13 protein-coding genes are annotated in these 15,737 nt (G+C 62.4%); 5 read left to right on the top strand and 8 right to left on the bottom strand.

The window, feature by feature from the left end; translation table 11 throughout:
• Positions 1-174: 174 nt before the first annotated feature.
• The 4 genes from PQQ51_RS26695 (at position 175) to flhC (ending at position 3,904) form a co-directional block, all read left to right on the top strand.
• Positions 175-1,035 carry a helix-turn-helix domain-containing protein gene (locus PQQ51_RS26695; protein WP_408500061.1) on the top strand — a complete coding sequence of 287 codons (861 nt, stop codon included), beginning with the start codon at positions 175-177 and terminating at the stop codon, positions 1,033-1,035.
• Between the two features lie 221 nt (positions 1,036-1,256).
• Positions 1,257-2,480 carry a YeeE/YedE family protein gene (locus tag PQQ51_RS26690; RefSeq protein ID WP_408499996.1) on the top strand — a complete coding sequence of 408 codons (1,224 nt, stop codon included), beginning with the start codon at positions 1,257-1,259 and terminating at the stop codon, positions 2,478-2,480.
• A gap of 519 nt (positions 2,481-2,999) precedes the next feature.
• Positions 3,000-3,320 (top strand): flagellar transcriptional regulator FlhD, encoded by a 321-nt coding sequence (gene flhD, locus PQQ51_RS26685; protein WP_007177882.1) that lies wholly within the window; start codon positions 3,000-3,002, stop codon positions 3,318-3,320.
• Positions 3,321-3,334: 14 nt separating this feature from the next.
• Entirely contained in the window at positions 3,335-3,904 is a 570-nt protein-coding gene (gene flhC, locus PQQ51_RS26680; RefSeq protein ID WP_408499993.1) for a flagellar transcriptional regulator FlhC, read from the top strand.
• A gap of 123 nt (positions 3,905-4,027) precedes the next feature.
• Here the strand turns inward: flhC and PQQ51_RS26675 are convergent, their stop codons facing one another.
• The 7 genes from PQQ51_RS26675 to PQQ51_RS26645 all read right to left on the bottom strand — a co-directional run bounded on the left by PQQ51_RS26675 (position 4,028) and on the right by PQQ51_RS26645 (position 11,372).
• Positions 4,028-5,356: an Nramp family divalent metal transporter gene (locus PQQ51_RS26675; protein ID WP_408499991.1), complete on the bottom strand. Its 1,329-nt coding sequence runs from the start codon at positions 5,354-5,356 to the stop codon at positions 4,028-4,030.
• A 59-nt stretch (positions 5,357-5,415) separates the two neighbouring features.
• Positions 5,416-6,618, bottom strand: coding sequence for an acyl-CoA dehydrogenase family protein (locus tag PQQ51_RS26670; RefSeq protein WP_408499989.1), 1,203 nt, complete (start codon positions 6,616-6,618; stop codon positions 5,416-5,418).
• A 31-nt stretch (positions 6,619-6,649) separates the two neighbouring features.
• Positions 6,650-7,306: a methionine ABC transporter permease gene (locus tag PQQ51_RS26665; protein WP_408499987.1), complete on the bottom strand. Its 657-nt coding sequence runs from the start codon at positions 7,304-7,306 to the stop codon at positions 6,650-6,652.
• Positions 7,299-8,456: a methionine ABC transporter ATP-binding protein gene (locus tag PQQ51_RS26660; protein WP_408499985.1), complete on the bottom strand. Its 1,158-nt coding sequence runs from the start codon at positions 8,454-8,456 to the stop codon at positions 7,299-7,301. The genes PQQ51_RS26665 and PQQ51_RS26660 overlap by 8 nt, the downstream gene beginning before the upstream one ends.
• 13 nt (positions 8,457-8,469) lie before the next feature.
• On the bottom strand, positions 8,470-9,864 hold the full coding sequence (locus tag PQQ51_RS26655; protein WP_408499983.1) for an LLM class flavin-dependent oxidoreductase: 1,395 nt from the start codon (positions 9,862-9,864) through the stop codon (positions 8,470-8,472).
• A 109-nt stretch (positions 9,865-9,973) separates the two neighbouring features.
• The gene (locus PQQ51_RS26650) at positions 9,974-10,792 is read right to left on the bottom strand and encodes a MetQ/NlpA family ABC transporter substrate-binding protein (protein ID WP_408500059.1); all 819 of its coding nucleotides are present in this window, start codon (positions 10,790-10,792) and stop codon (positions 9,974-9,976) included.
• Positions 10,793-11,192: 400 nt separating this feature from the next.
• Positions 11,193-11,372, bottom strand: a complete 180-nt coding sequence (locus tag PQQ51_RS26645) for a DUF6726 family protein (protein ID WP_408500057.1) — start codon at positions 11,370-11,372, stop codon at positions 11,193-11,195.
• A gap of 331 nt (positions 11,373-11,703) precedes the next feature.
• Here PQQ51_RS26645 and PQQ51_RS26640 point away from each other — a divergent pair, with 331 nt between their 5' ends.
• A complete protein-coding gene (locus PQQ51_RS26640) occupies positions 11,704-14,019 on the top strand; it encodes a patatin-like phospholipase family protein (protein WP_408499981.1) in 2,316 nt (771 codons plus the stop codon).
• A 114-nt stretch (positions 14,020-14,133) separates the two neighbouring features.
• Here the strand turns inward: PQQ51_RS26640 and PQQ51_RS26635 are convergent, their stop codons facing one another.
• Entirely contained in the window at positions 14,134-15,732 is a 1,599-nt protein-coding gene (locus PQQ51_RS26635; RefSeq protein WP_408499979.1) for an efflux transporter outer membrane subunit, read from the bottom strand.
• Between the last annotated feature and the right edge of the window lie 5 nt (positions 15,733-15,737).

The following is a 15,737-nucleotide window of genomic DNA, read 5'->3' as shown; positions in this document are numbered from 1 at the left end:
AGCGCTTGTCAGGCTTGCTGCGGCGCTCCGGTGTCCTGTTGGGCTGCCGGCAGATTCTGGCCTCCGGTATGCGTCGCGGGGTCTGGGGCTGCCGTGTAGCTCATCGTGGCACTACCGCACTGCATTACCTCGCAAGTAATGGATCGTTAGCGTGCATTGGCTATCATCAACGGCATGAACACACTCTCGCTTGCGCAAACCGTTCCGTCGACCGCGTCGACGGCCAGCCGCACTGTCGGTGATCTGCTGCGTGAATGGCGGCAACGCCGGCGGATGAGCCAGTTGCTGCTCGCCGCCGAGGCCGATATTTCCACGCGGCATCTGAGCTTCGTGGAATCGGGTCGCGCGCTGCCCAGCCGGGAAATGGTCATGCATCTGGCCGAGCGGCTCGATGTGCCGTTACGTGCGCGCAATGCGTTGCTGATCGCCGCCGGGTATGCGCCGCTCTTTCGCGAACGTCCGCTGACCGACCCGCAACTGACCGCCGCGCGCGAAGCCGTCGATCTGGTACTCAAGGGCCACGAGCCGTACCCGGCGCTTGCGATCGACCGGCATTGGACCATCGTCGCCGCGAACAATGCGCTCGCGCCGCTGCTCGCCGGAGCGAGTCCCGAGTTGCTGAAACCGCCGGTCAACGCGTTGCGCCTGAGCTTGCATCCGGACGGCATTGCTGCATCGATCGTCAACTGGCACCAGTGGCGCGCGCACGTGCTGGCGCGGCTGCAACGGCAAATCGACGTAAGCGGCGACGACACGCTCAGCGCGCTGCGAGACGAACTGGCTGCCTATCCGGCGCCACCCGGCGTGGATGCGACAGCCCATCACGAGGAGTCCACAACGAGCCAGGTCGCCGTACCGCTACGGCTACGCACGCCGATCGGCGTCCTGTCGCTTTTCAGCACGACCACGGTATTCGGAACGCCAGTGGATATCACGCTATCGGAGCTCGCAATCGAAGCATTTTTCCCCGCCGATCCACAAACCGCAGCCGCGTTGCGCGATCACGCGGATGCCAACAAGCACGGTGAAATGTAGGCTTGCGGGCGCGATCGGGCGTAGTCCAGGCAGGCTCGCCGATTCAACTGTCGAGCGGTTACAGTGCGAATCGAGTCAACCCGCTACACGCCCATACCGCCGACCTCACCGCCCTCCTGATCCATGCTATCGTTTTCGATTTCGGTTACACCGCACCATCCCTGAAACGGCGATTCGCCGCTTTCGGTTCGTCTCTTCCAGTTGTTGTCACTCAATCCACCATGTCTGATTTTTCCACTTCGCTTCCGCGCGTGCCGCGCCGCTTCGACGTCAACCCGAAGCCACTCGGCGTCGCACTCGTTCTGATCGCACTAGGCGCGATTTATCTCGCGCAAACGGTCAGCGGCCGCCAGGCCGCGCTTTATATCGTCGGCGCGTTGCTGGGCATGTCGCTGTATCACGCGGCATTCGGTTTCACGTCGTCGTGGCGGGTGTTTATCGCCGACGGTCGCGGCGCCGGTCTGCGCGCTCAAATGCTAATGCTGGCGCTCGGCGTACTGCTGTTCTTCCCGGCGCTCGCCGCAGGCACGCTGTTCGGCCGGCCCGTCGTCGGACTGGTCGCGCCGGCGGGCACGTCGGTGCTGGTCGGTGCTTTCATGTTCGGCATCGGCATGCAACTGGGCGGCGGCTGCGCATCCGGCACGCTCTATACAGTGGGCGGCGGCAGCACCCGCATGATCGTTACCCTGGTCGCGTTTATCGTCGGTTCGGTGGTCGCGACCGCGCACATGCCGTTCTGGACTGCGCTGCCGTCGCTCAAACCGCTTTCGCTGGTAACGACGCTCGGCGCCGGCTGGGCCATCGCGCTCAACCTCGCGGTTTTCGCGGCAATCGCGGCGTTGACTGTATGGGTCGAGCGGCGCCGTCATGGCCGGCTGATCAACGAAACGCAACGGTCGCCGCATGCGTCGCCGTGGTTGCATGGTCCCTGGCCGCTATTCGTCGGCGCGATCGCACTGGTTCTGCTCAACTTCGCGACACTGGCGTTGTCGGGCCGTCCGTGGGGTGTGACGTCGGCGTTCGCGCTGTGGGGCGCCAAGATCTTTGCCGCGTTCGGAATCGACGTCGCCAACTGGCCGTATTGGGCGTCGCAAGCCAACGCAGGCGCACTGGCCTCACCTGTTACACATGACGTCACCTCGGTGATGGATCTCGGCATCGTCCTTGGCGCGATGGCGGCAGCAGCACTCGCCGGCCGTTACGCACCGATCTGGAAAGTGCCGGCCCGTTCGCTGTTTGCAGCCGTGCTCGGCGGTCTGATGCTCGGCTACGGCGCCCGCCTCGCCTACGGTTGCAACATCGGCGCGTACTTCAGCGGCATCGTGTCAGGCAGCCTGCACGGCTGGCTGTGGCTCGTCGCCGCCTTCGCCGGCAACGTGCTGGGCACTCGGCTGCGGCCGGCCTTCGGCCTTGAAGTCGAGCGAGTTCGCGCAAACGGTTGCTAGTTGTTACAACTGCGGCCTCGTTTGTAACTGGGGCCGCAGCAATCTGTTACACCTCTGATTTGTCCCCATAGCAGCGCCAACAGGCGGAATTTATTACTTTCCATTGGCCTCGCTTTCCGTTTCCTTTCTATTGCAAATGTGATTTCCCCACCTTTGCGTCGCGATTTTACATTTGCTCATATGATTAGATGAGGAGCCCATCCTGCAAGGGTTTCCATGGATTCTCGCTCCCCTGGAAATCACAAAAAATTCGTCTTGCATGGTCTATTACGTCTCTGTGAAATTGTTACCGAAATTTCATGTATCTTTTTGGGATATTTTTTTGAGAAGGGATTGATTTCTTGATTTGCCCTTCATACAATTCGTCCCAAGCTGTTACGAAATGTAACGCGATGTATCAAAAGGTCGCCGTCTGTATCAGGTGGTGACATGTAGCCGGGGGTTAGCGTTTCCGGCGAGGCATAAAAGACATAACGGCAAAAAGCCGACATAGCAATTCGGGGCTTCGGAAACACGAAAATGGACCGTAGCAGCGAGACGTTGGATTCAATCCGCGAAATCAACTTGTCGTACATCATGCTCGCGCAACGCATGTTGCGCGAGGACAAACCGGTCGGGATGTTCCGCCTGGGATTGTCGTCGGAACTGGCTGATTTGCTTGCCGGGCTGTCGCTCGCGCAGATCGTCAAGCTGGCCGCTTCCGATCAGCTTTTATGCTTCTTCCGCTTCAACGACCACTCGATGTTGTCGGCGTTGACGCAAACTACGAAGCACACCGCCGTTGCACCGACTCACGCGGCGATCCTGCTCGCAGGCCAGCCTGCTGAGCAGTTTGCTTAATCGAGGTGAGTGCGATGCTCAAGCGTAGCCTGACGGAAGACGCACAAGAAGTATTTCGCGCGATCGCGCTGATCGAGCTCGGCGCGCGCATGCAGGTACTCGAGAGTGAGTTGACGCTCTCGCGCGACCGCATGATCCGCCTGTACCGCGAAGTCAAGGGCGTATCGCCGCCCAAGGGCATGCTGCCGTTCTCGGCGGACTGGTATATGACATGGCTCGCGAATATCCACGCGTCGCTGTTCTACAACACGTACCTGTTCCTGAAGAACGAAGCGCGCTGCTCGCATCTGGACGCGCTGACCAAAGGGTATCGGCTGTATCTGGAACATTGCCAGCACAGCGAGACCGAACCGGTGCTGGATCTGACGCGTGCGTGGACGCTCGTGCGTTTCTTCGACGCCGACATCCTGCAACTGACCAAGTGCTGCCGCTGCACCGGCAAATTCGTCGCGCACAAGCATGACTTGCAGCACAACGTGGTGTGCGGCGCCTGCCAGCCGCCGTCGCGCGCAGGCAAGACGAAGAAAGCTGCTGCCGCCCGCCAGGAAGCACTCGAGGCTTCGCAGATCGCACAGGCTGCCTGAACGGCATTGAAATCGATGAGGGCCGGTCCAGCCTGATTCGAACCGAAGCGCCAGATACAAAAAGGTCCGCAAAACAGTGGACCTTTTTTCATTTGAATTTGAATTTGAATTTAAGCCAGCTGGTCAGTCCACCCATCCCACCGTCTGCACCACCAGCCACAGGTTCGCCGCGCTGATCACAGCAAACAGCGTCCACGCGAGCACGCGCGTCAGCAGGCGGTTCGCGAATTCGCCCATCAACGAGCGGTCGTTGGTCATGCGGATCAGCGGATACAGCGCGAACGGCAGTTGCAGACTCAGCACTACCTGACTCGCAACAAGCAGCTTGCCGACCGCGCCATTACCCATCATCTGCACGCCGATCAACGCGGGAATCAACGCCAGGGCGCGCGTGATGAAACGCCGCTGCCAGCACGGAATCTTCAGCTTCAGAAAGCCTTCCATGATGACTTGCCCGGCCACGGTGCCGGTGAATGTCGAGCTCTGTCCCGACGCCAGCAGCGCGATCGCGAACAGCACCGCGGCGAATCCGGTGCCGACGATCGGCGCGAGCAGCTTGTACGCATCTTCGATTTCGGTGACCTGATTGTGGCCGGTCGCATGGAACGCGGCCGCCGCGAGAATCAGGATTGCCATGTTGATCAGCAATGCGATCACCAGCGAGACGATCGTATCGATGCGCGACATGCCGATCGCCGAGCGAATGCTCGCGGAATCGCGCTTGACGGCACGCGTCTGCACGATCGACGAATGCAGGTAGAGGTTATGCGGCATCACGGTCGCACCGAGAATGCCGATCGCCAGATACAACGGCTCGCGGCTGCTGAGCGCCTGCCACGACGGAATCAACCCTTGCGCGACCGACGGCCAATGCGGCTTCACCAGCGCCAGCTCGACGATGTAACCGATGCCGATCGTCGCGATCAGTCCGAGGATGATCGCTTCGAGATCGCGGAAATTCTTGCCCTTCAGGCCAAGCACGATCAGCGTATCGAACGCGGTCAGCAGCACGCCGGTGGTCAGCGAGCATTTGAACAGCAGATGGAACGCGAGCGCGCCGCCCAACACTTCGGCGAGATCGCAGGCGACGATCGAGAGTTCGGCAAGCACCCACTGAAAACGTGCGATACCCAGCGAATAGCGTTCGCGCGACAACTCCGCGAGATCGCGCCCGGTCGCGATACCGAGCCGCATGCTCAGGCATTGCAGCGCCATCGCAGCGAGACTCGATAACAGTACGACGAACAGCAGGCTATAGCCGTAGCGCGAACCGGCTTCGATATCGGTGGCCCAGTTGCCGGGGTCCATGTAGCCGATGGAAATCAGCAGGCCGGGTCCTGCGAATTGCAGGATTTTTTTCCAGAACGGCGCGCCTTGCGAAACGGCGACGGTGCCTTGCACCTCGGATGGGCAAAAGGGCGCCGTTGCGGTGGTCGGTAATTTGAACTGCAATCCGGTGATCTCTTGAAGGGAATAAACCGCGACGGCGCGTGCGGCCGTCGCGAACCGCCTCAAGTGTACAAAGAAACGTCCGGCAATGTCCCGCTGAGCGCGTAACGGCCGACGTCGCGCACGCGATAGTCGAGCGGATCGTGCAGCGTATGCACGCGGGCGTTGCGCCAGAACCGGTCGAGCGCGAGCGGTGCGTGCGTCGCGCGGGCGCCGCATGCGTCGAACAGTTTTTCGCTGACGTCGAGCGCCGCGCGGTGCGCGACGATTTTCGCCTCCGACGTGGCAAGCGCCACATGCGCGCGGGTTTCGGCGGCGAGCGCGGGACCTTGCTGCCACGCGTCGTCGAGAATGTAGGCGGCGCGCGTGGCCAAAGCTTCCGCGCTGACCGTCTGCAAGCGCATTTCTCCGAAACGCTGGATCAGGTACGGATCGTCGGTGGCCTTTTCGACACCGGAGTTGATCCATGGCCGGCCGTTCTGATTGACGTAAGCGCGCGCTTCTTCGAGCGCCCCTTGCGCAATGCCGACGAACAGATTGGTCAGTACCTGCTGTGAAATCAGCGTGCGCAGACTCGCATAAGGGGTGTCGGCCTTATGCAGGACTTCGTGCGACTCGACTCTGACGTGCGCGAACGACACGCTGCCGCTATCGGTCTGCCGCTGACCGATCGGATCCCAGTCTTCGTGAACGGTGATGCCTTCGCGTGTGGTCGGCACGACGGCGAATACCGGTTTGCCGCTGAGCGGATCGTGTGCGGACACCGTCATCATCTGCGAGCCGCGCGTGCCGGAGCAAAAGCCCTTCTGACCATCGAGACGATAGCCGCCGTCACCCGTTGCGCTTGCAACGAGTCGCGTGTCGAGCGGGTTGACCGCGTTACCCCACCACCACCGCCCTTCCACGGTGCCGCTCAGATAGCGTGCGCGTTGTTCGGGATTGCCCCATACATCCACGCTCACGACTTGCAGGCAAGTGAAGCCGAGCAGATGCGCGAGCGCGCTGTCCACTCGCGCGAGGGTTCGAATCGTGTCGTAGATTTCCGGCCAGCGCGCGCCGCGGCCGCCGAATTCACGCGGCACCGCAAGCGTCAGCAGGCCTGCGTCCGCGATCCACTGCTTTTCCTGCGCGGCATGGCCGCCATTGCGATCGCGCTGCGCCGCGCTGGCGCGCAAGGCATCGAGCAAGCTGGCGAGATCGCGCACCGCGCTTTTGTCGACAGGTTCCTGCGTATACAGCGCCTCGGAAGAACGAGGTTCGTTCATGCAATGTCCACCTGGAGAGATATAACGTGCATCACGCGCGTTGCGTCAGGCGTCGCACAAAGCGGTCGCCGACGAACTGCACGGCCGTCACGATCACCACCAGCAGCACGATCACCGTCACCATCACGGTCGTATCGAAGCGTTGATAGCCGTAGCGGATCGCGAGATCGCCGAGGCCGCCTGCGCCGACCGCGCCCGCCATCGCGGACGAACCGATCATCGCGACCACGGTGATCGTGAAGCCGCCGAGAATGCCCGGCAATGCTTCCGGCAACAACACGTGCCAGATGATGTGACGGCGCTGCGCGCCCATCGCCTGCGCGGCTTCGATCAGGCCGCGGTCCACTTCGCGCAGGCTCACTTCGGCCACGCGAGCAAAGAAAGGAATCGCAGCGATGCTGAGCGGCACGACCGCGGCCCACACGCCGATCGTCGTACCGATCAGCAGGCGCGTCAGCGGCAGCAATGCAACGAGCAAAATGATGAACGGTGTCGAGCGGAACGCGTTGACCAACGCGCCGAGCGTGCGATTGACCGTGGGCTTTTCGAAGATGCCGTCGCGCGTGGTCGTGACCAGCACCAACGCGAGCGGAATGCCGATCAACGCCGCGAAGAATGCCGACACGCCGACCATTACGATCGTGTCGCGGATCGCGTCCGCAAGTTCGGAGAGCCAAAGATCAGACATAGCCGAGTACCTCGACATGATTGGCGAATCGGCGCGCGCGTTCGAGCAGCGCCGCGACCTGGTGTTGCAACGCGCCTTCAGCGCCCGCGCGGACTTCCGCCGACACCACCAGCCGCCCTTGCGCGTGCCCCTGAATCCGGTCGATCCCGCCATGTACGAAACTCACCCGGCTGCCGTCGACGCTCAGCGCATTCGTCAAACCGCCCAGATCAGGTTCGCGCGAGTCGGCGCCGGTGAACCGGACATCGAGCAGGATATTCGCGTCGCCCTGCGCGATGTCGTGCACGGGCTTCACGCGCGCCGCCAGATCGGCGGGCAAGTCATGGACCAGTGTGCGCAGCAACGCTCGCGTCGCGTCATGTTGCGGACTGCCGAAAACGCGCCACACTGCCCCGCTTTCCACCACTTCGCCGCGCTCGATTACCGCGACCGTATCGCACACTTCGCGAATCACCTGCATTTCATGCGTGATCAGCACGATGGTCAGATCGAGGCGTCGATTGATATCGCGCAGCAACGCAAGAATCGCTTGTGTCGTTTCGGGATCGAGTGCGGAGGTCGCTTCGTCGCATAGCAGGATGTCCGGATCGGTCACCAATGCGCGTGCGATGCCGACGCGTTGCTTCTGGCCGCCCGAGAGACTTGCCGGATAGGCGTCGCGCTTATCGGACAGTCCCACCAGTTCGAGCAATGCATCGACCTTTCGTTCGATCGCCGCTTTCGGCGTGCCCGCGATTTTCAGCGGCAACGCGATGTTCTCGCGTACCGTCTTGGCCGACAGCAGGTTGAAATGCTGAAACACCATGCCGATGCGCCGCCGCAATGTAACGAGGCCGCGCTCGTCGAGTTCGCCGACGCTCACGCCGTTCACTCGCACGGCGCCCGAACTCGGTTTTTCCAGACCGTTCACGAGCCGCAGCAGTGTCGATTTGCCCGCGCCGCTACGGCCGATGATACCGAAGACCTCGCCGCGCGCGACGTTCAACGTGATATTTGCGAGCGCAGCGGTCGCGACGCCTTTCGAGCTGGTGAACACCTTGCCGATATCGTCGAACACGACGGCGGCCTGGGTCTTCTGCACTTCGGCGGGACTCGACGCCAGCGACGGTGCGGGCTCGATGAACTGGGCGCCCTCGAAGAGATTCGTCATCGCAACGCTCCTGTCATGCATCCACGGTGGACTGGGTTCTACGCCGGTGCTGCGCGCCCACATGCACGTCGGGCAGCCGCGCGCGGCCGTCGCCGAACAGCTTCTCGCGCAAGGTCGGCGCCGGATCGTAGTCTTCCTTGTAGACGCCGCGATTCTGCAATTCCGGCACCACCAGGTCGACGAAATCCTCGAACGATTCGGGCATAACCGTGCGCGTCAGATTGAAACCGTCCACGCCCGCTTCATCGATCCACGAGATCAACTCGTCCGCGATCTGCTGCGGCGAACCGATCACGGGTTTCGCGCGGCCACCAAGCGTCATCTGTTCAAGCACCTTGCGCTTGGTCCACACGCCGCTCACGCTCTTCTTCGAAATCGCTTCCACCGCCGATTGCATCGATTCGGTTTTCACATAGGAAATCGGCTCGTCCAGCTCGTATTGCGCGAAGTCGATGCCGGTCGAACTCGAGAAGTGCGCGATGCCGCCTTCGGCGCTCGCATAACGGCGGTACTCTTCGAATTTCTCCTGCGCGGCCCGTTCTGTTTCGCCGACTACAACGGTGATGCCGACGAAAATCTTGATGTCCTCCGGCGCCCGGCCGAAGCTCGCCGCGCGCGCGCGAATGTCGTCGACGATCGAGCGCGTCAACTGCTTGCTCTGGCCGCCGACGAACACGCATTCCGCATGGCGCGCGGCGAAATCGACGCCGCGGCTCGACGAGCCGGCCTGATACAGAACCGGCGTGCGCTGCGGCGAAGGTTCGCTCAAATGAATCGCGTCGATCGAATAGAACGGACCGTCGTGCTTCACGCGATGCACCTTGTCCGGACGCGAGAAAATGCGCGCGGCGCGGTCGCGCACCACCGCGTCGTCTTCCCAGCTCTGCTCCCACAGCTTGTAGACCACGTCCATGTAATCGTCGGCGCGGTCGTAGCGGTCGTCGTGACTGATCTGCTGCGCGAGACCCATGCCGCGCGCCGCGCTGTCCAGATAGCCGGTGACGATGTTCCAACCCACGCGCCCTTTCGTCAGATGATCGAGCGTCGACATGCGGCGAGCGAACAGATACGGCGGCTCGTAAGTGAGATTCGACGTCACGCCGAAGCCGATATGTTTCGTCACATGCGCCATTGCCGGCACGATCAGCGCGGGATCGTTGATCGGAATCTGCACCGCCTCGCGCAGCGGCGTATCCGGTCCGCCCTGATACACGTCGTATACGCCGACGATGTCCGCGAGAAAGATTCCGTCGAACTTGCCGCGCTCGAGCGTTTGCGCAAGGCTCGTCCAATAGTCGAGGTCCGTGTAGTGCGCGGAGCGATCGCGCGGATGCGTCCACAAACCATGATTGATATGGCCGACCGCATTCATATTGAACGCGTTCAGCAGGATCTTTTTCTTCGCCATTGCGGCACTCCTTGCACTGTCCGGCGCGGCTCGTCGCGCGCGTTTTCTTTGCTTTTGCTTGCGGCTTTTATCCGCGTTTTTACGCGCGTTTTTACGCGCGTTTTCCCGTTTACCAGGCGATGGCGTACAGATTGCCGAAAGCCTTGTCGAGCGCCGCACGCACGGCCGGCGAGTGCTGATAGATCGAGATGAACTTGCGGATGCGCGGATCGTTCGCGCTTTCCGGACGTACGACCCATTGGATCGCGTAGTTCTTGTTTTCCAGGCCGTCGAACAGCAGCGCGCTATTCGGATCGGTCGTGCCCGCGAGCTTGATGAAGCTCGGATAGCCTTGCGCGAGGTCGACGTCGTCGAGCGAACGGGCCAGTTGCGACGCTTCGAGCTGGACGATCTTCAGGTGCTTCGGGTTGTCGGTGATATCGAGTGTGGTTGCGCGATAATCGACGCCCGGCTTCAGCTTGATCAGACCCGCGCGTTGCAGCAGCAACAGGCCGCGGCCGCCATTGACCGGATCGTTGGCGATTGCAACCGTCGCGCCGTCCTTCAATTCGTCGAAGCGTTTGATCTTCTTCGAATACAGGCCGATCTTCATGATCGTGCCTGGCGCAATCGAAATGAAGTTATAGCCGCCCTGCTTGTTCGCGTTCTCCAGAAACGGAATGTGCTGGAAGTAGTTGACGTCGATGTCCTTGTTCGCGAGCGCCGCGTTCGGCGTGTTCCAGTCGGTGAATTCGACGATTTTGACGTCGAGCCCCTGCGCTTTCGCCTCGCGCGCGGCGATTTTGAGCGCCTCGATTTGCGGGCTTGTGGACACGCCGACTTTGAGCGTGGCCGTGTCGGTCGCGCGGGCGGGTGTGGCCGACAACGCGAGCGCGAGGCCGAGCGCGCTCACGAGCGAAACAGTCGACGCGTGGAAAAAGCGCCGCATATTGAACCGGGAATTACGCATGATGAGCTCGCTGACGTTGGATCTTGGTTTCAGAGGGTGATTTGTTTCGAGGCAGCGCAAGGCGAGCCGATCCGGCGGCATGCCGAATGGCGTGCCGGATTCGATCGGACAGCAGAAATCTGCGACGCGGAGTTTCGCCGACGGCGGCAGTAATGGGACGCGCGGGCTGATCAGCGCGGACAGCGGCAGGTCGGGCAGGTCATCGCCTCTCTCCAGATGAGGTGCGGACCATCATAGAGGGCGGAAATCCGGCGGTCTACGAACGGATTTTTGGAAGGAAAGCGGGAAAACTGATTTGGCGGCCCGTGGGCGTTGCGGCCCGCATCGCAGTTAGCCGGAGTGACTGATCCACTCGATTGCATTGGGCACTTGCCCGCACTCAGGGATCGACGACAGCCCCACAGGCATCAGTCGGCAGAGCAGCGACGTGGCCGACGAGCGGTATGGCCTTCAGCCCTGCCGATGTGATACGGCACGGCGCGGCAGCCAGCCCGCACCCGCTCAGCGCAATGCACAACACACCGAGCGCGGCCCATCTGCCCCATTGCGCACGCCGCATAGTCGCGCCGCTGTTAAACCCAGTTTGTTGATTCATGGTTACCTCTCTATGTTCTTGCGTCGGCTCGATTGCCGCGCGTGATGAGTGCCTGATCACACATTGCCGGTAGAGCCGCCGAAAACTGCCACACCATGGGGCGACCTGCTTCGCGCGACGCAGAGTCGACGCCGCGGTACCGGCAAGACACCGGATTCTAGGCATCGCTCGCACGCATGTCTGTCCGAAAAGTCCTCGCAATTGTGCGCAAATGTGCTCAAGTGTTCGCGAGTGTTCGGCACGCCCCTCGCACGCGTCGGCTCGGATAAAGTTGGCCGCTTGCGAGGAGAAAACGATGAACGGCATACCGCTCAAGTACTCGCGGTTTGCCGTGATTCGCGCGGTACTGGCCGCTTCGATAGCGTTTGGATGTATCGCTTTTGCCCAGCGCGCACTGGCCGACGACAAGGCTTGCCGCGTCATCGCGGGCAACCCTGACCGGCCGCCGGTCGGCCTGGTTCTATCTGGCGGCGGCGCACGCGGCTACGCCCATCTCGGCGTGCTGAAAGTGCTGGAAGAAAATCGCATTCCGGTCGACTGCATCGCGGCAACCAGTATGGGTGCGGTGGTCGGCGGTCTATACGCGAGTGGCATGACCGCGAAAGAAATGGAGAGCCGCCTCGCGTCGGTCAATCTCGCGGACATCGCGTTCGATGTCACCGCGCGGGCCGATTTGCCACAGGCTCGGCGTGAAGACGAACGCCTGTATGTGAACAGCCTGTCGTTCGGCTTCGGCGCCAACGGTATCAGGCTCCCGGCCGGACTCGTTCAGGGCAACCGCGTGCAGGCGCTTCTGCAGGACTGGACCTCCGCGGTGCCGGCGAACCAGCCGTTCGACAGGCTACCGATCCCCTACCGCGCGATCGCCACCGACTTGCGCACCGGTCAGCAGGTCGTGCTCGATCAGGGTTCGCTGCCGCTCGCGATTCGCGCCAGCATGGCGCTACCGGGCCTTTTCGCGCCCACCGACGTGAACGGACGGACGCTCGTCGACGGCGGCCTCGTCAGCAACCTGCCGGTCGAAACCGCGCGCGACATGGGCGCCGGCGTCGTGATCGCCGTGGACATCGGCTCGCCGCTGCGCCCGCTCGACACGCTCGCATCGCCCGCCGACGTGATGCAGCAAATGATCGGAATCCTGATCAATCAGAACGTCTCCCAGCAGCGCAAGCAACTGGGTGCGCAAGACGTGCTCATCGAACCGCAGCTCGGCTCGATGAGCTTTACCGACTTCGCGAGCGCGAGCCGCGCGATCGCTGTGGGCGAGGCCGCGGCGCGCACCGCACTGCCCACACTCAGGCATCTGGCGCTGTCGCCCCAGCAGTATGCCGAGTACCGGGCGGCACACAGCGCACAGCCAGTCGAGCCGCCCCGCATTACGCAGATCGAAATCGCGTCGCCTGGCCGGGTTCCGGAAAAACGCATCCGCGACGCGCTGCACCTTCAGCCCGGCGACCTTTACGATCCGACCGCAATCAACAGGAATCTTCTCAAGCTCACGACCGACGGCGACTTCGAAGACGTAACGCAGCAGTTGATCACCAACGGCGACCAGCACACGCTGGTTGTCGACGCGCACGAGAAATCCTGGGGGCCGAATTTCCTGCTGTTCGGCCTTGGGCTGTCGAGCAGTTCTACCGATGAAGGTGGGTTCCGGATCCACGTCGGCTATCGCCGGCCGTGGATCACGTCATCGGGACTCGAAGGGCGAATCGACAGCACGGTCGGAAGCGATCTGATCAACCTGCATGCGGAGTTGCGCCAGCCGTTGTCGACCCGGTTCGGGTATTACCTCGCGCCTTACGCAGAATATGAACGCCGGTACATCAATCTCTACGATCCGGCCACCGACCTCAGGTTCACCCAGTATCACCAGCAGACGGAGCGCATTGGTTTCGATCTGGGCGTGCCGCTGTCGGCATTCGGCGACTTCCGGATCGGCCTCGCGTACGCACACGGGCATGGATCGTCCGTCTATAACATTCAGAACGACGAAGGAATGGTTGCATTCCCCAACTACTATGGGCGGCAGATCACTACGCGTGCGCGGCTTGTCGTCGATCAACTCGATGATCCGGTCTTTCCCCGTCAAGGATACTTCGCTGATCTGCGAGTAGAGAGGTCGTTATCGGGGGGCAGCCACTCCCTGTCTGACTATGCGAGCCCTCACTACACCGAGGTCTACGGCAAAGGATTGATTGCGGCTAGCATCGGTCGGCATAGTTTCAACGCGAGCATCGAGGCGGGTAACGATTTCGGCGGTCAGAACCAGGTCGATGCATTCGCGTTCACGCTCGGCGGCTTCCAGCATCTGTCCGCCTATGCCGCCGACCAGCTTGCCGGCAACACGATGATCTACGGACAGGTGACCTACATGAACCAGCTTGCGTCTTTCAACGCGTCGTTGTTCCACGCTCTCTTCGCGGGTATCAGCGTTGAAGCGGGGAATGTCTGGAATAACGGGGTGTTCGACAACGGCAAGGGTCCGCTTAAACGGAGCGTCACCTTCTTCACCAGCCTGACCAGTTCATTTGGTCCGGTCTATTTCGGTGTCGCGCTTGCGCCGGGTGGGCGCAAAAATGTCTACGTCCAGCTGGGGCACTCGTACTGAACCACGCGCGGCAAGCCGCTATTACGGACCCGGAATACAGCCGCCGCGCACGACAAAACGCCGGGCCGCGCTCACGCGCAACCCGGCGTTATTCCCTGCCAGACGACTCAAAACCTAGCGCTTCGCCACCTGTTCCGCGGACGCTGACACCGACGCTGACGCCGAAACCGCAGCAGACCCAGCCGCCCCCGAGGCCGGCGCAACCGCCCCCACCGCCGCATCCGGCGACTTCACATCGCCCCAGCCGCCGCCCAGCGCGCGGATCAGATTGACCGTCGCCACCGCCTGCGTGCCGGACAAGTGACTGGCCTGCAGTTGCGAGATCAACACTTGCCGCTCGCCGTCGATCACATCCAGATAGCTGACCGCGCCTTCCGTGTACTGCGTGCGTGATAGATGCGCGGCGCGCTGCGACGCCTCGACCGCGACGTTCTGCTCGCGCATCTGATCGTCGAGCAGACGCAGATCGGCCAGGTTGTCCTCCACCTCGCGGAACGCCACCAGCACCTGTTGACGATACTGCGCGACATCCTCGTCGTACTTCGAACGTGCCTGCGCGAGGTTGGCCTTGCGGCGGCCGCCGTCGAACAACGGCAACGTCAACGCGGAGCCGGCCAACGGCCCGAGCAGGAACGCACGGCTCGACCACATGAACAGATCGCCGAGCGTCGCCGATTCATAACCGAACGCGCCGGTGATATCGAGCTTCGGGAAGAACGCCGACTTCGCAAGACCGACGCGCGCGTTCGCCGCCGCCATTGCCCGTTCGGCCGCCGAAATATCGGGCCGGCGTTCCAGCAGCGCCGACGGCAGACCCGGCGGCACACGCACCGTCACGGGCGCGAGCGGTGCTTCCGCGAACGAGAAATCCGCCGGCGGCTTGCCGAGCAGAATCGCGAGACTGTGCTCGGACGCCGCACGCTGACGCGCAACGCCAACCGCATCGGCACGCGCGCTAGCAAGTTCATTACGGGCTCTCGACACATCCAGCTCACCGATATCGCCTTCCTTGAAACGACGCTCCACCAGCTTCAGCGTGTCCTCTCGCAACGCCACGGTACGGCGGTACAAATCCTGATCCGTGTCGAGCTCGCGCAACTGGAAGTAGTTCTGCGCGACATCCGCCTGCAGCGACAACTGCACCGAACGGAACAGCGCTTCGCTTTGCTGCTCGTCCGCACGCGACGCATTGACGTTCGAGCCGACTCGCCCGAACAGATCCGCTTCGTACGACGCGGTGGTTTGCGCGCGCCAGATCGTGCCAGTGGTGCCGCCCGCGCTATCCGGCAGGAACTGCGAGGCCGCCGATGCCCGCTCGCGTGTCGGGCCGAAGCCCGCGTCGAGCTTCGGGAACCAGTCCGACTTCGCCGCCTGCGTCACGGCGCGCGCCTGTTGCACGCGAGCCGCAGCCGCTTTCAGGTCCTGATTCGCCGCAGCGGCCTGCTCTTCGAGCGCGTTCAGTTGCGGGTCGCCGAACACGGCCCACCATTCGCCGCGATGCGCGTCGTCGGCGGGTTGTGCGGGCTTCCACGTGCCGGTATCGTGCGCGGAAGCCGACACCGTAGACGCCGTCGGCGTTTCCTTGAACGCCGCCGGCGTATCGACATCCGGCCGCTTATACGTGGGTTCGACGGAGCAGGCTGCGAGCAAGGCCAGCAGCAAACCGCTGGCAGCCGCTCTGCCCCACCCGTTCAAAGTTTCAAAACGCTTCATTATTG

It is taken from the genome of Paraburkholderia xenovorans (assembly GCF_046030735.1).
In the GTDB taxonomy this organism is placed as follows: domain Bacteria; phylum Pseudomonadota; class Gammaproteobacteria; order Burkholderiales; family Burkholderiaceae; genus Paraburkholderia; species Paraburkholderia xenovorans_A.
This window is presented reverse-complemented; position numbering and strand designations above follow the sequence as displayed.